Raw genomic sequence first — 19,232 nt, 5'->3', positions numbered from 1 at the left:
TGTGCCAAGATGCCAGGCATGCGATTGGCAAAGGTCCGCACCTGGTTCGCGGTTCTCCTGACGAGCCTGACCGCCGCGGTGACAGTCGGCATCGCGCCGCCCGCCGCGGCAGCGGTCACCCCCATCGGCAACCTGGGTGAGACGTTGCGCGTGCAGTTCGACGACTTCGTCGCCGACGTGACCGTGCACGACGTGGTGGGCGTGCCGGTGCCTCCGGGGTGGGGCTGGAACGGCTCTCCGCGCTGGCGCGCCCAGGGTGGTCCCTGGCGCGCCGGGGTGACGGTGCACGTCATCTCCGCGCCCAACCCGTACAAGCTGGCCATCGCCACCACGTTCAGCGGCGTGACCCCCTATGCCGACGCATACGCCGCCAAACACACCGACGCCCCGGACGCGCTGGAGAAGGCACTGCTGAACGCACCCCCCGGCGCCACCGTCAACGGTGGCGTCTACTGGGACGTGTACCGCGCGCTAGTCACCAACGTCGTGATGATCAACCCGCAGACCGGCGCGCACCTGGCCCAGTGGAACATCTGGCAGCCGGGCTCGCCGCTGCCCTGATCGTCGTGCGCGTCGAGGTACCCGGACCGGCGGATCTGACCGAACTCGCCGCCGTCGCCGCCATCACCTTTCCGCTGGCCTGCCCGCCCGGTGTCACCGCAGCGAACGTCAAGGCCTTCATCGCGGCGAACCTGTCGGTGCAGGCGTTCGCCGGCTATCTGGACGACCCGCAGCGCGTCGTGCTGATCGCCCGCGACGACACCCGAATCCTCGGCTACGCCATGTTGATTCGTGGCGTACCCGAGGACGCCGATGTGCAGCGGGCAGTACCGCTGCGCCCGGCCGTGGAGATCTCCAAGATGTATACGCTGCCCGATATGCACGGCGCAGGGGTGTCCGCGGCGTTGATGGCCGAATCCCTGCGGCGCAGCACCGATGCCGCCTGCGTGTGGCTGGGCGTCAACCAGGAAAACCAGCGGGCGCAACGCTTCTACGCCAAATCCGGATTCCGGGTCGGCGGCACCAAGACGTTCCGGCTCGGCGACAGCGTCGAGAGCGACTACGTGATGGTGCGGCCGGCCTGAGCACGCTGCAGGACATCGCGCACGGCCTCGAGTACCTCGTCGGGATGGGTGAGGTGCACCGAGTGCGTGGAACCGGGCCAGCAGAGTAGCGGTTCGCCGAGCACGTCGGCGATGCGCTGGTGGGCCGATCGCACCGCATGGGCGGGCTTGCGGTCCGCGGTGATGACGGCGGCCGGCACCCGCGGCACACCGTTCTCGTCGAACTGCGCCGACAGGTCCGAAAACCCGGCCACCACCCGGCCCAGGCTGACCAGATCCGCCTCCGCGGCGACCCGGGCATGGGCCGCCGCACAGTCCGGCCGCATCTGCACCCTGTCGGCCTCGCGCACCGCTGCCCGCACCGCCTGTGCCTTCACCACACGGTGGATCACCGGGATTCGGCAGACGAAGGCCACGGCGCGAAGCGCGCGCTCGGCGCGCCGGCACTGCACCGTCTCGTTGATCGGCGTGGCATCCAGCAGCACCAGCCCTGCCACATCGCCGGGGTGCTCACACGCGAGCAGCAGCCCGACCGCACCGCCCAGGCTCTGTCCGACGACGACGACCGGTCCGGCGCCCAGCCGCGCGACGAGTTCATGCAGTTGCGCCGCTGCCGTGCCCAGCGGTTCCGGGAGATCCTGGCTGATGACACGGCAACCCGGTTCGGCGGCAAGCGAATCGGCCAACCCGGGAAAGAACCCGTCGCAGCGCGCGCCGGCCCCCGGGAGCAGCAGTACCGCGGGCCCGGCCATTCAGCTCGTCGAGGACTGTGCCGCGGCAGTCAGCGCCAACATGCGCGATGTGGCGCGCAGGTACTTCTTGCGGAACCCGCCGGCCACCATGTCGTCGCTGAAGATGGTGTCCAGCTTGGTGCCCGAGGCCAGGATCGGGATTCCGGCGTCATATAACCGGTCCGTCAGTGCCACCAGGCGCAATGCCACGCTCTGGTCGTCGATCGGGTGCACCCCGGTGATGAACACCTCGGTGACATCGTCGATCAGCGCGTGATAGCGCGACGGGTGCATGGTGGCCAGGTGAGCACACAGCGCGTCGAAATCATCAAGGGTGGCACCACTTTTCGCCGACGCCGCGGTGCGCACCTCGTCATCGGTCAACGGTTCGGGCGCCGGAGGCAACCCGCGGTGCCGGTAGTCGGGGCCCTCGATGCGGATGGTGGTGAAAATCGCCGACAGCGTGTTGATCTCACGCAGGAAGTCCTGCGCGGCGAAGCGGCCCTCACCGAGCTGCTCGGGCAGCGTGTTCGACGTCGCCGCGATCGACACGCCGCGCTCCACCAGTGCCGAGAGCAGCCGGGAGATCAGCGTGGTGTTACCCGGATCGTCGAGTTCGAACTCGTCGATGCAGACCACCGCATAGTCGGCGAGCAGGTCGATGCACTCGGTGAAGCCGAACACCCCGGCCAGCTGGGTCAACTCGCCGAACGTCGCGAACGCCACCGGGGCATCGCCCTGGGACATCGTGTAATACGTCGACGCCAGCAGGTGGGTCTTGCCGACACCGAACCCGCCGTCGAGGTACACGCCGACACCGGGCAGCACCTCACGCTTGCCGAACAGCTTCTTCTTGCCGGCCCGGCGTTGCATGGCGAGCTCGCAGAACGAGCGGCAGTGCCCGACGGCCGCCGCCTGCGACGGTTCGGACGGATCGGGCCGGTAGGTGTCGAAGCTGACATCGGCAAATGTGGGCGGCGGGACCAGCTGTGCGACCAGCCGTTCGGGGGTGACACTCGGCCGCCGATCGACCAGACCCGCGACGGCGCCCGTGCTTTGCATGTCAGGCACCCTAGCGACGTGCTGCAATGTTGCCCATGTCGGATAGCGCCGCTGGGACGGATCTCACAGCCTTCGGGCCGGTCTCCACCGTCGAGGAGGACCGCCTCGGGCAGTACTACGCCTACCCCGAGAACCTGGCCTCCTGCTGGGTGCGGGCCAATTTCATCAGCAGCCTCGACGGCGCCGCGACGGCCGACGGCCGCTCCGGGGCCCTCGGCGGCGCCGGGGACCGCGCCGTGTTCCGGCTGATGCGTGAGCTGGCCGATGTGGTGGTGGTCGGCGCGGGCACGGTGCGCATCGAGACCTACTCCGGCGCCCAACTCGGCGTCCCCGAACGGCAGCGCCGCTGTGCGCGAGGGCAACGCGAGGTGCCACCCATCGCGATCGTCACCCGCTCCGCCGACCTCGACCACGACCTGCCGGTGTTCACCCAGACCGAGGTCCCCCCGCTGCTGCTGACCACCCACGACACCGCCGCCGAAGCGCGCGCCCGGTTCACCGGCCTGGCCGAGGTCTACGACTGCTCGGACACCGATCCCGGCGGCGTCGACCTCGGTGCCGCCCTGCGCACCCTGGCCGGCCTCGGGTTGACCCGGGTGCTCGCCGAAGGCGGCCCCAGCCTGCTCGGCACCTTCATCGCCGACGGTCTGCTCGACGAACTGTGCCTGACCATCGCCCCGACGGTCGTGGGCGGCGGATCGACGCGGATCGCCGACGGGCACCGTGAGCTGATCACCCGCCTGCAACGCAGGCACGTGCTCGGCGACGACGAGGGCTATCTGTACACGCGCTACAGCCGCGACTGATCCGGAGCAGGCGATCGCTACTGTGGTCGGCATGCGTGTGGGGATTCTGTCGACGATCGCCCTGTCGTCGGTCGCAGTACTGCTGACCTCGTGTGCCCCGCTGCTGGCCGCCAACCCGCGTTTCGCCACCGATGACGGCGCCGGGCCGCAGGGCGCACCGACCACCACCGCCGAGGCCGACGGACCGCCCGCGCTGGAGGTGCCCAAGAACGACTTGTCCTGGCAGGACTGCACCTCCCGGGTGTTCGCCGATGCCGCCGTGCCCGCGCCGCCGGGCGTCACCCTGGACTGCGCCACCTACGACGCCGACCTCGATCCGATCAAGGGCGCTGGCGGTAGCCCCCTCTCCATCGGGGTCGTGCGGGCCACCTCGGTCGATACGCCCGCCGATGCCGGACCGCTGGTGATGACCACAGGGACGGACCTGCCCTCGTCATCGCAGCTGCCGGTCTGGCTCTCCCGTGCCGGCGCCGACATTCTCAAGACCAACCCCATCGTCGCCGTCGACCGCCGCGGCACCGGGCTGTCGGACCCCATCGACTGCCGCGACCTGTTCGACCGGCAGGAGATGATCGACCAGGCCCAGTTCGAGCCCGGCGACGACCCGGTGGCCAACCTGAGCGCCATCGTCCAGACCGCCACCACCACCTGCACCGACACCATCGCCCCCGGCGATTCGGCCTATGACAACGCCCACGCCGCCGAGGACATCGAACGGTTGCGCAGCACCTGGGACGTCCCGACGATCGCGCTGATGGGCATCGGCAACGGTGCCCAGGTCGCGTTGGCCTACGCCGGATCTCACCCCGACAAGGTGGCGCGGCTGGTGCTGGATTCTCCGCTGCCGCTGGCCATCGGCGCCGAAGCGGCCACCGAGCAGAAGGTCAAGGGACAGCAGGCCGCCCTCGACGCGTTCGCCGCGCAGTGCGCCGCCACCAATTGCGCGCTGGGTCCGGACCCCAAGGGTGCCGTCGATGCACTGCTCACGGCCGCCCGCAACGGCGACGGCCCCAACGGCGCCTCGGAAGCGGCGGTGGCCGACGCCATCACCACCGCGCTGGCCTTCCCGCGCGGAGACCGGGTCAGTGCCACCAATGCGCTGGCCGGTGCCATCGCCGGCGCCCGCGCCGGTGACACCAATGCGATGACCAATCTGATCACCCAGGCCGAGACCATCCGCCAGACCGACGGACAATTCGTCAACAGCTGCAGCGACGCGCTCAATCGGCCCACCCCCGACCGGGTCCGCGAACTCGTCGTTGCCTGGGACCGGCTGTACCCGCAGTTCGGCACCGTCGGCGCCTTGCGGATGGTCAACTGCCTGAGCTGGCCCAGTGGCACCGCACCGCAGGATCCCGAGAACCTCAATATCCCGGTCATGCTGCTCGGCGTGCAGAACGATCCCATCGTCGGCAACGAGGGGGTGGCCGCGGTGGCCGCCACCATCATCAATGCCGGCTCCAACAGCAAGCGGGTGATCTGGCAGGGCATCGGGCACGGCGCGAGCATCTACACGTCCTGTGCGCTGCCGCCGGTCATCGGTTATCTGGAAAGCGGCAAACTGCCCGAGACCGACACGTTCTGCCCCGCCTGATCAAGCCACGACCAGCTGCGGTGTACGGTGCGCTGGTGTCGTTCCTGCCTTCCGGTGTGCTGAACGCCTTTCGCCCCAGCACCACACCGCCCAGCACCGCCACCATTCTGCGGTCGATCCTGTGGCCCGTCGCCATCCTGTCGGTGATCCACCGCAGCTACGTGCTGGGCACCAACGGCTACATCACCGATGATTTCGGCCCGGTCTACCGGGCGGTCATCAATTTCAAAATGGGCTGGGACATCTACAACGAGAACTTCGGGCACGTCGACCCGCACTATCTGTATCCCCCCGGCGGCACCCTGCTGCTCGCCCCGTTCGGCTACCTGCCCGTCGACGCCGCGCGCTACTGGTACATCACGTTCAACGTCATCGCCTTCCTCATCGCGGCCTACCTGCTGCTGCGGATGTTCGACTACACCCTGAAATCGGTCGCCGCGCCGGCGCTGCTGCTCGCGATGTTCTGCACCGAATCCGTCACCAACACTTTGGTGTTCACCAACATCAACGGCTGCATGCTGCTGGGCGGAGTGCTGTTCTTCACGTTCCTGCTCAAGGGCGGACGCAACGCCGAACTGCTGGCGGGCGCGGCCATCGGCCTCACCCTGGTGGTCAAACCGTCGCTGGCCCCGCTGTTGTTGCTACCGGTGCTCAATCGCCAGTTCTACACATTGATCACCGCTTTCGGTGTTCCGCTGGTGTTCAACGCGGCCGCATGGCCACTGGTGTCCGATCCGATGAGCTTCGTGCACCGCACCGTGCCGTACATCATGGAGACCCGCGACTACTTCAACTCCTCGATCCTGGGCAACGGCATCTACTACGGGCTGCCGATGTGGCTGATCCTGGGGCTGCGCATTCTTTTCACGCTGCTGGCCGCGGGCAGCCTGTACCTGCTCTACCGGTACTACCGCGAACGTGATCCGCTGTTCTGGCTGCTGACCTCCTCGGGTGTGCTGCTGACCGCGTCGTTCCTGGTGCTCTCGTTGGGCCAGGGCTACTACTCGACCATGCTGTTCCCGTTCCTGATGACGGTCGTGCTGCGCAACTCGGTACTGCACAACTGGCCGGCCTGGCTGGCGGTGTACGGGTTCATGACGATGGACCGTTGGCTGCTGGGCCATTGGCCGACCACCGGACGCTTCCTGGAGTACATGAAGATCACCTACGGCTGGTCGCTGTTGTTGGTGGTCGTGTTCTGCGTGTTGTACTTCCGCTATCTGGATGCCAAGTCCGAGGGCAGGCTGGATTCCGGCATCGATCCGCCGTGGATGACGGATGAGCGTCGGCGCGCTAGCGTTGAATCATGACGACACCCTCCGGTCCCAAGCTCGAGCTGACCGACGACCAGTGGCGCGAAAAGCTCAACCCCGCCGAGTTCGCGGTGTTGCGCCGCGCCGGCACCGAACGGCCTTTCACCGGCGAGTACACCGACACCAAAACCGACGGGGTCTACGCCTGCCGGGCCTGCGGCGCCGAACTGTTCCGCAGCACGGAGAAGTTCGAATCCCATTGCGGCTGGCCGTCTTTCTTCGACCCCGCCGACTCGGAAGCGGTGATTCTCAAACGCGACGATTCGCTGGGCATGACCCGTATCGAGGTGATCTGCGCGAACTGCCACAGCCACCTCGGGCACGTCTTCGAGGGCGAGGGTTACCCGACGCCGACCGATCAGCGGTACTGCATCAACTCGATATCGCTGCGTCTGGTGCCGGCCGGCGCAACCTCAGCAGACTGAGCATGTCCGGCGGCGTCAGCGGCGCGGTGTACAGGTAACCCTGCGCCACCTGACAGCCGTAATCCCGTAGCAGCGCCGCGGTTTCGGCATCCTCCACACCCTCGGCCACCGTGGTCAGACCGAGCTCGCGGGCCAGGTCGATCACGGCACGCACGATCGCCGCGGCGCGGCGGTCCTCCCGCACCCTGGTGACGAACGCCCGATCCAGTTTGAGTTCGTCGACATCGAGCTCCCACAGGTAGGACAGCGCCGAATAGCCGCTGCCGAAGTCGTCGATCGCGACCCGCACCCCACCGTGGCGCAGCTGCTCGATCGCCGCGCGGGCACGATCGTGGTTGCCCAACAACAGGTCCTCGGTGATCTCCACGGTCAGCACCTCATGGGGCAGGCCGCGCTCATCGAGCGCCCGTTCGACGGTCCACGGCAGGCCGAGATCGCTCAGCGACGGCGCGAACACATTGACCGCGACCGGCACCAGCAGGCCCTCATCCCGCCAATCCGCGACCTGGTTGAGCGCCTGGGTCAGCACCAGCTCGGTGATCGGCCGCATCAGCCCGTGGTCTCGGACGAGTTGCAGGAACTGGTCGGGCACCAGCAGACCCCGCTCGGGGTGCGGCCAGCGCACCAGAGCCTCCACCCCGACGATCGAGTCGTCGTGCAGGTCGAACTTTGGCTGATACGCCAGGGTGAGTTCCCGGTTGTCGATGGCGTGCCGGAGCTGTCCCAGCAGCAGCAGCGCCACCGCGCTCTCGCGCGCCGCAGCCTCGGCGGCTCCCCTCGCCTCGGCCCCCAGGTGCGCGACATCGGCCATGTCACCGGCGGAGTACACGTGCACCCCGCGTAGCCGCGACCGCTTGGCGACGTACATCGCCACATCGGCCTGCTTGAGCAGGGCGTCGGCGGACATCTCCGGGTCGTCCGCGGTGGCGGCTGCCAGGCCGGCGCTGGGACACAACGACAGGGCGTGACCGTCGATCGCGAACGGCTCGTCGAAGGCGCGCAGCACCTGCAGGGCCACCTGACGGGAATCCTCGGTATTGCCCTCCATCAGCACCACGAACTCGTCGCCGCCGAGGCGTGCGACCGTATCGCTGGATCTGGCGGCGCCCAGGATGCGCTGGGCGGCCTGCACCAGCAGCAGGTCACCGGCGGGATGGCCGAGACCGTCGTTGACGAGCTTGAAGTCGTCGAGGTCCAGTGAGAGCACCGCCACCGACTGCTCATCGCGGCGGTGCAGCGCCATCGCATGCGTCAACCGGTCCAGGAACAGCGCGCGATTGGCCAGGCCGGTGAGCGGGTCCCGCAATGCCTGCGCCTCGACGGCCTTGAGCAGTCGGCGATTCTCCCCCACCACGATGAACTGTCTCAGCAACACCAGCACGATCAGCACCACCGAGGCGAGCAACGCCGGCGGCAGTCCAGGCGTGCGGGCAAACCGCACCAGCGCGACCGTCATGGCCAGGACGATCGGCACGTACGGCAACCACATCGCCGCGCGGGAGATCTCCCGATCTGCGGTGCCGCGCCGTCGGGCGCCCCGCTCCGGGCTCAACGCGGCAAGTGCGATCAACAGCAAACCCGCCGCCCAGCCGATGCTGCCGTACGTGACGGCCGTGAGATTCTCGTGGGAGTTCGTATAGACGAAGACACCGTCGGCCACCGCGATCAACACCATGCCGCTGACCAGCAGTGTCAGCGATCGCCGCTCGGCCAGGCGCGCCCGGCCCAGCACCAGCACCGCCACGGTCAACACGCCCAGGTCCAGTACCGGGTAGGCCAGCGCGACGCCGACCGCGAACCGGCTGGCCCCGCCGTCCCGGAACACCTGATCCAGCACCGTCCACCAGCCGATCTGGAAGAACGCGACCGCCACGATGATTCCATCGAGCGCCAGCCGGCTGTGGGTGTACCGAGACGCGCCGACAGGCACCATCAGCAAAGCAATGCAGACGAACACCGGGAGCAGCAGATAACCGAAGTCCGCGACGGTCGGGAAGGGTGATTCGGCGAGCCACCACTCGTAATACGCCCAGATCGCCGACCCCACGGTGTACCCGGCCATGCCGATCGTGACGCAGACCCAGATGGTGCGCTGACGACCACGGAACCGCCAGGCAGCGTGGGCGCAACAGCCGGTCACGAACATTGCGAGAACGACGAAACCGAGATCCTCGATGGCGATCCGAGCCTGTGGGGAACCCCATCCACCCAGCAGCCAGACGCAGAAGGCCAGGGTTGCGACCGTAGCCACCGCCCCCACCCGGCCGACCGTCGGCATCCTCAGACGCTAGCAAACTAATTCGACACCGGGCCCCAAATTTACGGCAGCTTCATCAACAACTGTTCGACGCTCACTCGCGGGCCGGTGAAGAACGGCGTCTCCTCGCGCACGTGGCGGCGCGCCTCGGTGTAGCGGAGCTTCCACATCAGTTCGACGATGCGGCCCAGATCGGGGCCCTCGAAGGCCAGGATCCACTCGTAATCGCCGAGCGCGAAGGCCGGCACGGTGTTGGCCCGCACATCCGGGTACTCGCGGCCCGCCATACCGTGATCGACGAGCATCTTGCGGCGCTCGTCGTCGGGCAACAGGTACCAGTCCAGTGACCGCACGAACGGGTAGACGCAGATGTAGTCACCCGGATCCTCACCGGCGACGAAGGCCGGGACGTGGCTCTTGTTGAACTCGGCGGGGCGGTGCAGCGCCACCACACTCCACACCGGGTCGCTGGCCACCCCGAGAGTGGTCCGGCGAAACGCCGAGTAGGTGGCCTGCAGGTCTTCGACCCGCTCGGCGTGCGTCCAGATCATGAAGTCGGCGTCGGCCCGGAAACCGGTGACGTCATACAGGCCGCGGACGACGACGCCGTTGTCCTCCTGCTGCTTGAGGAACGTCGCGGTCTCATCGATCACGGACGAACGATCCTGGTCGAGCGCCTCCGGCTGGACGGCGAAGACCGAGATCATCATGTACCGGGTCATCGAGTTGAGCTTGTCGTAATCGAGCTTGGCCATGGGCCTATCGTGCCACGCCGAAGGCCACCAGTTTCGCGGCCGCCCTGGTGGCAGAGCCCACACATGCGGGCACCCCGATACCGTCCAGATAGCCACCGGCGACGGCCAGGTTCGGCGGCAGACCGGCCCGCACCTCGGCCACCAGATCCGCATGGCCGGGCCCGTACTGGGGCATCGCGTCGATCCAGCGCTGCACCCGGTAGTCCACCGGGTCGGCGGCGATGGAGAACACGTTTTGCAGATCCTCCAGCGACCAGTTCAGCAGCTCGTCATCGCCGACGCTGCGCGCCAACGTGTCCCCGAACCGTCCGTAGGACAGCCGGACCAGTTCCACGTTGCCGCGGCGGCCCCATTTGCGCGACGTGAGGGTGATCGCCTTGGTGTGCAACTGTTCTCCGGTGGCAACGAGCACCCCGGACTGGTCGGGCAACGGGGTGCCGCCCGGCAGTGCGAGCGCCACCAGCGCGGTCGAGGCCACCCCGATGCGGCGGGCGGCCGCCGCGCTGCGCGGGGCGATGTGTTCGACCAGGCGGACCAGGCGCGGCGCGGGCACCGCGAGCACCACCGCGTCGGCGGACCAGTGCCCGCCCTCATCGTCGATCAGCTCCCAGCCGTGCGCGGCGCGCTCCATCCGGGCGATCCCGACGTGCGCCCAGCGCAGGTCGGCCCGGCGGGCCAGTTCGTCGATCAGGACCCGGTAACCGCCGTCCAAGGCGCCGAACACCGGGCCGGGTTGCGGGGGCGGCAGCGCATTGCGGACCGCCTCGGTGAGACTGCGCGCGCCACGGTCCAGCGCGGCGGCCAGCGTCGGCAACGCCGAACGCACCCCGATGGTGGCGGCCGACCCGGCGTACACACCGGTCAGCAGCGGCTCCACCGACCGGGTGACCACCTGCGCGCCGAACCGGTCACCGACCAGCTCGCCGACCGACGGGTCCGCGCCGGAGCGCCAACTGAAGGCGCGGCGGGGTTCGTCGGCGATCTGGGCCACGGTGGCGGCGTCGACAAGCCCGGCCACCGACTCGGCCTGCGCCGGGATCCCCTGCAGGGTGCCCGCCGGCAGCGGATGCAGCCGGCCCTGGCTGTAGATCAACGGCCGCGCGCCGGCGCTGGCGACCTGTCGGCCGGACAGTCCCAGCTCGGCCAGCAGGGCGATCACCTCGGGGCGGCGGGTGATGAACGCCTCGGCCCCGACATCCATCGACATCCCGCCGACCTGCTCGGTGCGCAGCACCCCACCGAGGCGGTCGGCCGGGTCGAACAACGTTATCGAGGCATCCGGACCGGCCGCGACCCGCAGCCGGTAGGCCGCGGTGAGGCCCGAAATGCCGCCTCCGACAACGCAGTACGTGGATCTCACAATGAATGCACCAGGGATACGAGCTCGGTCACCACCCCGGGGTCGGTGGGCGGCAGCACACCGTGACCGAGGTTGAAGACATGACCGGACGCGCCGGCGGCCATGGCCGCGCGGCCGTCCTCGACGACTGCCCGGGCGGCACGCTCGACGACCGGCCAGCCGGCCAGCAACACCACCGGATCCAGGTTGCCCTGCAGCGCCGTACCGGGCCGGACCCTGCCGGCCGCGGCTTCCAGCGATGTCCGCCAGTCCACACCCACCACCGTGGCCCCGGCCTCACCCATCGCTCCGAGCAGCTCTGCGGTGCCGACCCCGAAATGCGTCATCGGCACACCGCGGGCCGCCAGTGCCGCGAAAATCCTTGAGCTGTGCGGCAACACGTGACTGCGGTAGTCGGCCAGCGAGAGCGTGCCGGCCCACGAATCGAACAACTGGATGGCGTCGACGCCGGCATCCAGTTGAGCCGACAGGAACTCGATGGTCAGGTCGGTCAGCGAGGTCATCAGCGCGTGCCAAGTATCCGGCTCGCCGAACATCATCGCCTTGGTCTTCTCGTGGTTGCGGCTGGGGCCACCCTCCACGAGGTAGGACGCCAGCGTGAACGGCGCCCCGGCGAATCCGATCAGCGGCACCTCACCCAGCGCAGCGACCAGCAGCGATACCGCGTCGCTCACCGGCGCCACCTGGGAGCGCTCCAGCGGCTTGAGGGTGCCGACATCTGAAAGGGAGCGGATCGGGTGCTCGATGACCGGCCCGACGTCGGGCACGATGTCCAGCGCGACACCGGCGGCCTTGAGCGGCACCACGATGTCGGAGAACAGGATCGCCGCATCCACGCCGTGCCTGCGTACCGGCTGCAGGGTGATCTCGCAGACCAACTCGGGGTCGAAGCAGGCATCCAGCATCTTGTGGTTGGCGCGCAGGGCGCGGTACTCGGGCAGCGAGCGTCCGGCCTGGCGCATGAACCACACCGGGGTGTGGCTCGGGGTGCGGCCGGCGGCAGCGGCGAGATAGGGCGACTCTGGCAGGTCACGGCGGGTGTTCATCGAGCCCTATGGTGCCATGTGGCCGGCGATCGGCGCGCCTGCGCACGGGTGAGACGAGATGGGTCTAGCGTCCCACACTGTGACGTCCGCCGAACCGGCTCAGTTCCGCACTGCGGTTGCGGCCATGAATGCGGCCACCGTTCGGCCGGAAATCGAGCTGGGACCGATCCGACCGCCGCAACGCCTGGCCCCCTACAGCTATGCGCTGGGCGCTGAAGTGCGCCATCCCGATGCCCCGGTCGTGCCGGAACGCTCCGAGGGCGATGCCTTCGGGCGGCTGATCCTGCTGCACGACCCCGAAGGCGCCGAGGCCTGGGACGGCACCATGCGCCTGGTCGCCTACATCCAGGCCGACCTGGACTCCACCGAGGCCGTCGACCCGCTTTTGCCGGAAGTCGCCTGGAGCTGGCTGGTGGACGCGCTGGCCGAACACGGCGAGGCCGTCACCGCCCTGGGCGGCACGGTCACCGCGACCACGTCGGTGCGGTACGGCGACATCTCCGGCCCACCGCGCGCCCATCAACTCGAGCTCCGCGCTTCCTGGACGGCCACCAACCTCGAGCTGGGTCCGCACGTGCAGGCTTTCTGCGAGGTCCTCGAGCACGCGGCCGGTCTGCCGCCTGCCGGAGTGACCAGCTTGGGATCCCGCACCCGCGCCTGATGACCGAGCCCGAAGAAGAATCCGGGGACACACCCGAACCGGAAGCGACTCCCCTGCTGGCCCCCGCCGACGGCGTGCCGCCGCTCGCCAGCTATCCCAGCGATATCGCGCGGGCGGCCGAACTGCTGGCCGGCGGCACCGGCCCGTTCGCGATAGACGCCGAGCGCGCCTCGGGTTTCCGCTACTCCAACCGTGCCTACCTGGTGCAGATCCGCCGGGCCGGCGCGGGCACGGTGCTGATCGATCCGGTGAACCACGGCGGCGATCCGCTGCAGGTGATGGCACCGCTGGCGAAGGTACTGGCGACCGACGAGTGGGTGCTGCACGCCGCCGACCAGGACCTGCCGTGCCTGGCCGAACTCGGGATGACCCCGCCAAGCCTGTATGACACCGAATTGGGGGCCCGGCTGGCCGGATTCGAGCGGGTGAACCTCGCCGAGATGGTGCGTCGCCTGCTGGGCTTGGGCCTGGTCAAGGGTCACGGCGCCGCCGACTGGTCCAAGCGCCCGTTGCCCGCGGACTGGCTCAACTACGCCGCACTCGACGTGGAGGTGCTGCTGGAGTTGCGGGCCGCGGTCGCGGCCGCGCTCGACGAGCAGGGTAAATCCGATTGGGCCGCACAAGAATTCGAGTTCCTACGCACCGCTGAACCCACCGTCACCCGGCGTGACAGGTGGCGCCGCACCTCGGGCATCCACAAGGTGCGCGATCCCCGGGCGCTGGCCGCGGTGCGCGAATTGTGGACCGCCCGTGATCAGATCGCGCAGCGCCGCGATATCGCACCCGGCCGGATCCTGCCCGACGCGGCGATCGTCAACGCCGCCACCGTGGATCCCGACACGGTCGAAAAGATCGTCGCCCTACCGGTTTTCGGTGGCAGCCGGCAACGGCGCAGCGCGCAGGTCTGGCTGGACGCCCTGGCCAGGGCCCGCCAGGACCCCAACCCGCCGACGGGTTCCGAACCACTCACCGGCCCGCCCCCGCCGGCCCGCTGGGCCCGGCGCAAACCGGAGGCCGCCGAACGGCTGGAGGCCGCCCGCAGCGGTTTGTCCGAACTCTCACAGCGGGTTTCGGTTCCCACCGAGAATCTGCTGACACCCGACACCGTCCGGCGACTGTGCTGGGACTGGCAGCCCGTCGAGGACATCGCGGCGGCCGTCGAGGAGTTCCTGGTGCAGGCCAAGGCACGGCCGTGGCAGCGCGAACTGACGGTGCCGGTGCTGGCCGCAGCATTGACGAGCGGGAACGCCCCACCACCTGCGAGCTGAAGGACGCCCAACGTGGCCGAAAAGGCAGAAACGCACGACGAGAAAGACCGCCAGCGGTTCGCCGACCGCGTCCTTAGCATCGCCGAGGACGCCGTGTACTGGGCCATCGCGGTCATCCTGGTAGCCGGGGCGGCGGCCCTGCTGGTGGCCCAGGTCAGAACCATGTTCTCGTTACTGGACAAGCCCACCACCAACGTCATGCTGGAACTTCTGGACGGCGTGCTCCTGGTCTTCATCTTCGTCGAATTGCTCTACGCCGTGCGGACCAGCCTGCGGTCCCACGAGATCGCCGTCGAGCCGTTTTTGATCGTCGGAATCCTGGCCTGCATCAAGGAGATTGTGGTGCAGTCGGTGGAAGCGGCCAAGCTCGTGGGCCAGGGTCCGGAGTTCGCCAGGACCATCGTCCAGACCGGGGTGCTCGGCGGACTGGTACTGGTACTGGCGGTGGCAGCGTGGGTGCTGAGGCAGCGCAGCCTGGCGGCTCCGCCTGAAGGCTAGGGCAACTGAGACCGGAGTCGCCTACTCGGACCTCCGCACCGACATGTCTGCGTCGGCGTCGAGTCCGGAATTGTTCAGCGCCGCAACCCAACCGGTGATCTGACGTGCGATGTGCTGATCGGTCAGCCCGATGTCGGTGAGCACCTCACTGCGCGAGCCATGCGTCTGGAATTCCTGTGGCACACCGACATCGCGGCATGGCACATCGATTTCGACGGCCCGCAGTGCGGCGGACACCGAGGACCCGATGCCACCGTGCACGCCGTTGTCCTCCAGGGTCACGACGAGCTTGTGCGCCGAGGCCAGCGCGTGCAGCGCCTCGGGCACCGGAAGTACCCAGCGCGGATCGACGACGGTCACACCGATGCCGTGCTGCTGCAGACGCTGCGCGACCGCCAGGCCCATCCGGGCGAACGATCCGACGGCGATCAGCAGCACGTCGTCGGAGGACCCGGCGCTCGGCTTGGCCAAGATGTCGACCCCGTCGCGCCGCTCCAGCGCCGGGATGTCTTCACCGACGGAACCCCTCGGGAACCGGATGGCCGTCGGGCCGTCCTTGACCTCGAGTGCCTCGCCGAGTTCCTCACGCAGGCAGGCGGAGTCACGGGGTGCGGCGACCCGCATCCCGGGCACGATGCCCAGGATCGAGAGGTCCCAGACACCGTGGTGGCTGGCGCCATCGGGGCCGGTGACACCCGCGCGGTCCAGCACGATCGTCACCGGAAGCTTGTGCAGCGCAACGTCCATCATCATCTGGTCGAAGGCGCGGTTGAGGAACGTCGAATAGATGGCCACCACCGGGTGCATGCCACCCATGGCCAGTCCGGCGGCCGAGGTCATCGCGTGCTGCTCGGCGATACCGACGTCGAAGAGGCGGTCCGGGTACAGCTGGCCGAAGGCGGCCAGGCCGGTCGGGCCGGCCATCGCCGCGGTGATCGCGACGATGTCGCGGCGACGCTTGGCGATCTTGATCAGCTCGTCGGAAAAGGTGCCGGTCCAGCCCGGGGCGGACACGGCGGTCGCCTGGCCGGTGATCGGATCGATGATGCCGCAGGCGTGCATCTGTTCGGCTTCATCGGCCTCGGCGGGCGCGTAGCCCATCCCCTTGCGTGTGACGACATGCACGATGACCGGTGCGTTGAAGCCACGGGCGTGCCGCAGGGCCGCTTCGACGGCGTGCTCATCATGGCCGTCGATGGGACCGACGTACTTCAGGCCCAGATCGGTGAACATGGCCTGCGGCTGCAGCGCGTCCTTCAGGCCCGCCTTCACGCTGTGCATGCACTGATAGCAGATCTCCCCGATGACGGGCACACCGCGAACCACGTCGCGGCCCTTCTCCAGGAGCTTCTCGTAGCCGGGTTGCAGCTGCAGGGCCGCGAGGTGATCGGCCAGCCCGCCGATGGTGGGCGCATAGCTGCGGCCGTTGTCGTTGACGACGATGACCACCGGCCGCTTTGCTGCGGCGATGTTGTTGAGCGCTTCCCAGCACATACCGCCGGTCAGCGCGCCGTCACCGACGACGGCGACGACATGCCGGTTGCGGTGCCCGGACAGTTCGAAGGCCTTGGCCAGACCGTCGGCGTAGGACAGTGCCGTGCTGGCGTGGCTGGACTCGACCCAGTCGTGCTCGCTCTCGGCGCGCGCCGGGTAGCCCGACAATCCGTCCTTCATCCGCAGCTGGTCGAAGTCGTCGGCGCGTCCGGTCAGGATCTTGTGCACATAGGACTGGTGTCCGGTGTCGAAGATGATCGGATCGTGCGGCGAATCGAAGACCCGGTGCAGCGCCAGCGTCAACTCGACGACGCCGAGGTTCGGGCCCAGATGCCCACCGGTTGCAGCGACCTTGTGAATCAGGAATTCACGGATTTCACCGGCCAGCTCGACGAGCTGTGACTGGGACAGGTGCTGCAGATCGGCGGGACCGCGGATCTGTTTAAGCATCCCGCCAGTTTAGCCACGCAACACCCATCAGTCCTGTCGAGGCTGGTAGATGTCGGGCACTCCATCGTGGTCGGTGTCCATGGTCTCCTCCTGCTCGATACGCCGATATGTGGCGTTTCGGGTGGCCAGGAGCACCGAGGCGAGCAACGCCGCAAGCAGGGAGCCGACCAGCACGCCGACTTTCACAAATTCGTCACGTTCCGAACCGAGCCCGTAGGCGAGGTCACCGATCAGCAAGGACACCGTGAATCCGATGCCGGCGAGCATCGACACCCCCAGCACGTCCACCCAGCGCAGCGAGGAATCCAGCTCGGCTCTGGTGACCTTGGACAGTGTCCAGGTGGTCAGGAAGATGCCGATGGGTTTGCCGAGCACCAGGCCGAGCACGATGCCCAGCGTGATGGGGTCGGTGAGGGCTCTGGCCAGGCCGCTGAATCCGCCCAGACTCACCCCGGCCGCGAAGAACGCGAACACCGGGATGGCGATGCCCGCCGAGATGGGTCGCGAGCGGTGCTCGAAGTATTCGGCCATGCCGGAATCGGTCTCGACGCCGCGGCGTGTCGCGGCCCGGTGCACCGGGACCATGAACCCGAGCAGCACACCGGCGACGGTGGCGTGCACGCCGGACTCGTGCATCAGCACCCACGTCGCGATGGACAGCGGGATCAGAATCCACCAGGCCTGAACGCCGCGCTGGACGCAGACCGCGAAGATGGCCAGCGGAACCAGCGAGAGCCCCAGGGCCGCGATGTTGAGGCTGTCGGTATAGAAGACGGCGATCACGGTGATGGCCAGCAGATCGTCGACCACCGCCAACGTCAGCAGGAACATCCGCAGCGCCGAGGGCAGGTGGGTGGAAATGACGGCCAGCACGGCCACCGCGAACGCGATATCGGTCGCCGTCGGGATGGCCCACCCCTTGAGCGCGCCTTCTCCCCCCTGCGCAGCGACCGCGACGAAGATCAGCGCGGGCACCACCATGCCACCGACCGCGGCGGCGATGGGCATTGCGGCCCGGCCGGGGTCCCGCAGATCACCGGCGACGAACTCGCGTTTGAGTTCCAGGCCGACGACGAAGAAGAAGATGGCGAGCAACCCGTCGGCCGCCCAGGCGCCGAGGCTGAGGCTCAGGTGCAGGCCGAAGGGCTCGCCGCCGACTTCCAGATCTCGCAGCGCGAAATAGCTTTCCGCCCAAGGCGAGTTGGCCCAGACGATCGCGGCGGCGGCGGCGATCAGAAGAATGATGCCGCCGACGGTCTCCTTACGCAGGATCTCCGAGACCCTGCGGGTTTCCGGCCACGAGCCGCGACTCAACAGTCTGTTGCGGTGTTCGGTCATCGATTCTCCCTTGGTCAGCGTGGCGCGAACGCCGACCAGACTTCCCGGCACACCGGGTGTCAGGTTACCGGTGGGTGGGAGTTGATGCGGAACGAGTCCAGGGGCGTCGGCAGCTCGGGCCGTTGCCCAACTCAGCCTGCGTGCCGGCGGATTGCTGCGCACGACCTGCCGTCACGCGGCCCGCTGCGTCGACTCAGCGTGGTCGACGGCGGGCGGGACGGTCAGCTCGCCGCGTCTGTACGTGGACAGGTAGCGATCCACTTCGCCGGACACCACATTGTCCGCCCAGATGTTCTCGACCCGGCTCGAACCGGCGCGGAACGCTGCGACGGCGAGCGTGAAGGTGCCCACCAACGCGATCCCTGCCCACACGACCAGGGAACTGCCGAATGCCAGGGCAGCCACGAACAGCCCCAGGGAGACGAAGCCAAGGAGGAAGAACACATACGCGACATAAATGACCGTCGTTCCTGACGGTCCTCTCATCACCCTCATTGCAATCCTTTCGTAGCGCTACGCTACGTGAAGCGTAGCGCTACGTCGATCGTAGCGCATAATGGCGCCATGACGACCGCCCCCGACGTCGGAGATCGCATCGCCGACACGGCCCTGCGACTGTTGCGCTCAAGCGGACCGCGATCGGTCACCGTCCAGGCGGTTCAGTCACAATCCGGGATCGCAAAGACCACGATCTACCGCCGCTTCCGTGATCGTCGCGACATGCTGCGGGCGGCGTTGTCCCAGTTGATCGCCACGGCACCGGCGCCACCGCGAGCCGATGCCGATGCTCGGCTGCACTGGCTCATTCGACAGGCGGTCGGCGCCGTCGGCGATGGAATCGGCTTCGGCGGGTTCGCTTCCCTGCTGACCGAGGAGGACCCAGAGTTCAGCAGACTCTTCAGAGAAGTCCTCGTCGCGCAACGCGCGCCGCTCGTGACAGTGATCGAAGAGATGAAAAGCGACGGGGATATCGGCCCTGGCACGGACCCCGACATGTTGATCGACGCCATCGTGGGCGCCTATATCGCCGAACGCGCCCGCACCGGGCACGTGCGGAAGGACTGGGAGTCGCGGCTGATCGCAACGTGGTGGCCGACTCCGCCGAACTGA

Annotated in this window: 19 protein-coding genes; 10 read left to right on the top strand and 9 right to left on the bottom strand. The window is 68.3% G+C overall.

Annotation, left to right across the window (positions count from 1 at the left end):
• Nucleotides 1-18 precede the first annotated feature (18 nt).
• Nucleotides 19-561, top strand: coding sequence for a hypothetical protein (locus tag C6A86_RS11900; RefSeq protein WP_105364195.1), 543 nt, complete (start codon nucleotides 19-21; stop codon nucleotides 559-561).
• Nucleotides 534-1,085: a GNAT family N-acetyltransferase gene (locus C6A86_RS11895; RefSeq protein ID WP_396835310.1), complete on the top strand. Its 552-nt coding sequence runs from the start codon at nucleotides 534-536 to the stop codon at nucleotides 1,083-1,085. The genes C6A86_RS11900 and C6A86_RS11895 overlap by 28 nt, the downstream gene beginning before the upstream one ends.
• On the opposite strand, the gene C6A86_RS11890 is transcribed toward C6A86_RS11895, so the two are convergent.
• The gene (locus C6A86_RS11890) at nucleotides 1,061-1,816 is read right to left on the bottom strand and encodes an alpha/beta fold hydrolase (RefSeq protein WP_105364194.1); all 756 of its coding nucleotides are present in this window, start codon (nucleotides 1,814-1,816) and stop codon (nucleotides 1,061-1,063) included. The genes C6A86_RS11895 and C6A86_RS11890 overlap by 25 nt on opposite strands.
• On the bottom strand, nucleotides 1,817-2,857 hold the full coding sequence (zapE, locus tag C6A86_RS11885; RefSeq protein ID WP_105364193.1) for a cell division protein ZapE: 1,041 nt from the start codon (nucleotides 2,855-2,857) through the stop codon (nucleotides 1,817-1,819).
• A gap of 35 nt (nucleotides 2,858-2,892) precedes the next feature.
• Here zapE and C6A86_RS11880 point away from each other — a divergent pair, with 35 nt between their 5' ends.
• From C6A86_RS11880 to msrB, 4 genes are read left to right on the top strand one after another with little or no spacing between them, the layout of a single operon-like run.
• Entirely contained in the window at nucleotides 2,893-3,663 is a 771-nt protein-coding gene (locus C6A86_RS11880; RefSeq protein ID WP_105364192.1) for a pyrimidine reductase family protein, read from the top strand.
• A 31-nt stretch (nucleotides 3,664-3,694) separates the two neighbouring features.
• A complete protein-coding gene (locus tag C6A86_RS11875; RefSeq protein ID WP_311101140.1) occupies nucleotides 3,695-5,257 on the top strand; it encodes an alpha/beta hydrolase in 1,563 nt (520 codons plus the stop codon).
• A gap of 20 nt (nucleotides 5,258-5,277) precedes the next feature.
• Nucleotides 5,278-6,567, top strand: coding sequence for an arabinofuranan 3-O-arabinosyltransferase (aftC, locus tag C6A86_RS11870; RefSeq protein WP_105364163.1), 1,290 nt, complete (start codon nucleotides 5,278-5,280; stop codon nucleotides 6,565-6,567).
• Nucleotides 6,564-6,995, top strand: coding sequence for a peptide-methionine (R)-S-oxide reductase MsrB (gene msrB, locus C6A86_RS11865; RefSeq protein WP_105364164.1), 432 nt, complete (start codon nucleotides 6,564-6,566; stop codon nucleotides 6,993-6,995). Before aftC ends, msrB begins: the two co-directional genes overlap by 4 nt.
• Here the strand turns inward: msrB and C6A86_RS11860 are convergent.
• Genes C6A86_RS11860 through hemE form a run of 4 tightly spaced genes read right to left on the bottom strand, consistent with a single transcriptional unit; the run spans nucleotide 6,943 to nucleotide 12,413 of the window.
• Nucleotides 6,943-9,273, bottom strand: a complete 2,331-nt coding sequence (locus tag C6A86_RS11860) for a bifunctional diguanylate cyclase/phosphodiesterase (protein WP_105364165.1) — start codon at nucleotides 9,271-9,273, stop codon at nucleotides 6,943-6,945. The two genes, msrB and C6A86_RS11860, sit on opposite strands and share 53 nt — an antisense overlap.
• Before the next feature lie 41 nt (nucleotides 9,274-9,314).
• Nucleotides 9,315-10,007, bottom strand: coding sequence for a hydrogen peroxide-dependent heme synthase (gene hemQ, locus C6A86_RS11855; RefSeq protein WP_105364166.1), 693 nt, complete (start codon nucleotides 10,005-10,007; stop codon nucleotides 9,315-9,317).
• Between the two features lie 4 nt (nucleotides 10,008-10,011).
• On the bottom strand, nucleotides 10,012-11,367 hold the full coding sequence (locus tag C6A86_RS11850) for a protoporphyrinogen oxidase (protein ID WP_105364167.1): 1,356 nt from the start codon (nucleotides 11,365-11,367) through the stop codon (nucleotides 10,012-10,014).
• Nucleotides 11,364-12,413, bottom strand: coding sequence for a uroporphyrinogen decarboxylase (gene hemE, locus C6A86_RS11845; RefSeq protein ID WP_105364168.1), 1,050 nt, complete (start codon nucleotides 12,411-12,413; stop codon nucleotides 11,364-11,366). Before hemE ends, C6A86_RS11850 begins: the two co-directional genes overlap by 4 nt.
• Before the next feature lie 124 nt (nucleotides 12,414-12,537).
• On the opposite strand from hemE, the gene C6A86_RS11840 reads away from it, so the two are divergent.
• Genes C6A86_RS11840 through C6A86_RS11830 form a run of 3 tightly spaced genes read left to right on the top strand, consistent with a single transcriptional unit; the run spans nucleotide 12,538 to nucleotide 14,840 of the window.
• Nucleotides 12,538-13,074, top strand: a complete 537-nt coding sequence (locus C6A86_RS11840; protein ID WP_235571392.1) for a DUF3000 domain-containing protein — start codon at nucleotides 12,538-12,540, stop codon at nucleotides 13,072-13,074.
• Nucleotides 13,074-14,342 carry a ribonuclease D gene (locus C6A86_RS11835; protein WP_105364169.1) on the top strand — a complete coding sequence of 423 codons (1,269 nt, stop codon included), beginning with the start codon at nucleotides 13,074-13,076 and terminating at the stop codon, nucleotides 14,340-14,342. Before C6A86_RS11840 ends, C6A86_RS11835 begins: the two co-directional genes overlap by 1 nt.
• A gap of 12 nt (nucleotides 14,343-14,354) precedes the next feature.
• Nucleotides 14,355-14,840 (top strand): phosphate-starvation-inducible PsiE family protein, encoded by a 486-nt coding sequence (locus C6A86_RS11830; RefSeq protein WP_105364170.1) that lies wholly within the window; start codon nucleotides 14,355-14,357, stop codon nucleotides 14,838-14,840.
• 21 nt (nucleotides 14,841-14,861) lie between these two features.
• On the opposite strand, the gene dxs is transcribed toward C6A86_RS11830, so the two are convergent.
• From dxs to C6A86_RS11815, 3 genes are all read right to left on the bottom strand, one after another.
• Entirely contained in the window at nucleotides 14,862-16,784 is a 1,923-nt protein-coding gene (gene dxs / locus C6A86_RS11825; RefSeq protein WP_105364171.1) for a 1-deoxy-D-xylulose-5-phosphate synthase, read from the bottom strand.
• Between the two features lie 27 nt (nucleotides 16,785-16,811).
• Nucleotides 16,812-18,122, bottom strand: coding sequence for a Na+/H+ antiporter NhaA (nhaA, locus tag C6A86_RS11820; protein ID WP_105364188.1), 1,311 nt, complete (start codon nucleotides 18,120-18,122; stop codon nucleotides 16,812-16,814).
• A gap of 171 nt (nucleotides 18,123-18,293) precedes the next feature.
• Nucleotides 18,294-18,608: a hypothetical protein gene (locus C6A86_RS11815; protein WP_142407016.1), complete on the bottom strand. Its 315-nt coding sequence runs from the start codon at nucleotides 18,606-18,608 to the stop codon at nucleotides 18,294-18,296.
• Nucleotides 18,609-18,686: 78 nt separating this feature from the next.
• On the opposite strand from C6A86_RS11815, the gene C6A86_RS11810 reads away from it, so the two are divergent.
• Nucleotides 18,687-19,232, top strand: coding sequence for a TetR/AcrR family transcriptional regulator (locus C6A86_RS11810; RefSeq protein WP_105364173.1), 546 nt, complete (start codon nucleotides 18,687-18,689; stop codon nucleotides 19,230-19,232).

It is taken from the genome of Mycobacterium sp. ITM-2016-00316 (genome assembly GCF_002968335.2).
Classification (GTDB): domain Bacteria; phylum Actinomycetota; class Actinomycetes; order Mycobacteriales; family Mycobacteriaceae; genus Mycobacterium.
Note: the sequence above shows the minus strand (reverse complement) of the source record. Positions and strands in the feature narration are given on the sequence as shown.

Excerpts from the sequence above, each read along its gene's own strand:
- C6A86_RS11900 (WP_105364195.1), top strand. The coding sequence starts at position 19 with ATGCGATTGGCAAAGGTCCGCACCTGGTTCGCGGTTCTCCTGACGAGC.
- C6A86_RS11890 (WP_105364194.1), bottom strand. The coding sequence starts at position 1,816 with ATGGCCGGGCCCGCGGTACTGCTGCTCCCGGGGGCCGGCGCGCGCTGC.
- zapE (WP_105364193.1), bottom strand. The coding sequence starts at position 2,857 with ATGCAAAGCACGGGCGCCGTCGCGGGTCTGGTCGATCGGCGGCCGAGT.
- C6A86_RS11880 (WP_105364192.1), top strand. The coding sequence starts at position 2,893 with ATGTCGGATAGCGCCGCTGGGACGGATCTCACAGCCTTCGGGCCGGTC.
- C6A86_RS11875 (WP_311101140.1), top strand. The coding sequence starts at position 3,695 with ATGCGTGTGGGGATTCTGTCGACGATCGCCCTGTCGTCGGTCGCAGTA.
- msrB (WP_105364164.1), top strand. The coding sequence starts at position 6,564 with ATGACGACACCCTCCGGTCCCAAGCTCGAGCTGACCGACGACCAGTGG.
- C6A86_RS11860 (WP_105364165.1), bottom strand. The coding sequence starts at position 9,273 with ATGCCGACGGTCGGCCGGGTGGGGGCGGTGGCTACGGTCGCAACCCTG.
- hemQ (WP_105364166.1), bottom strand. The coding sequence starts at position 10,007 with ATGGCCAAGCTCGATTACGACAAGCTCAACTCGATGACCCGGTACATG.
- hemE (WP_105364168.1), bottom strand. The coding sequence starts at position 12,413 with ATGAACACCCGCCGTGACCTGCCAGAGTCGCCCTATCTCGCCGCTGCC.
- C6A86_RS11840 (WP_235571392.1), top strand. The coding sequence starts at position 12,538 with ATGAATGCGGCCACCGTTCGGCCGGAAATCGAGCTGGGACCGATCCGA.
- C6A86_RS11835 (WP_105364169.1), top strand. The coding sequence starts at position 13,074 with ATGACCGAGCCCGAAGAAGAATCCGGGGACACACCCGAACCGGAAGCG.
- dxs (WP_105364171.1), bottom strand. The coding sequence starts at position 16,784 with ATGCTTAAACAGATCCGCGGTCCCGCCGATCTGCAGCACCTGTCCCAG.
- nhaA (WP_105364188.1), bottom strand. The coding sequence starts at position 18,122 with ATGACCGAACACCGCAACAGACTGTTGAGTCGCGGCTCGTGGCCGGAA.
- C6A86_RS11815 (WP_142407016.1), bottom strand. The coding sequence starts at position 18,608 with ATGAGAGGACCGTCAGGAACGACGGTCATTTATGTCGCGTATGTGTTC.
- C6A86_RS11810 (WP_105364173.1), top strand. The coding sequence starts at position 18,687 with ATGACGACCGCCCCCGACGTCGGAGATCGCATCGCCGACACGGCCCTG.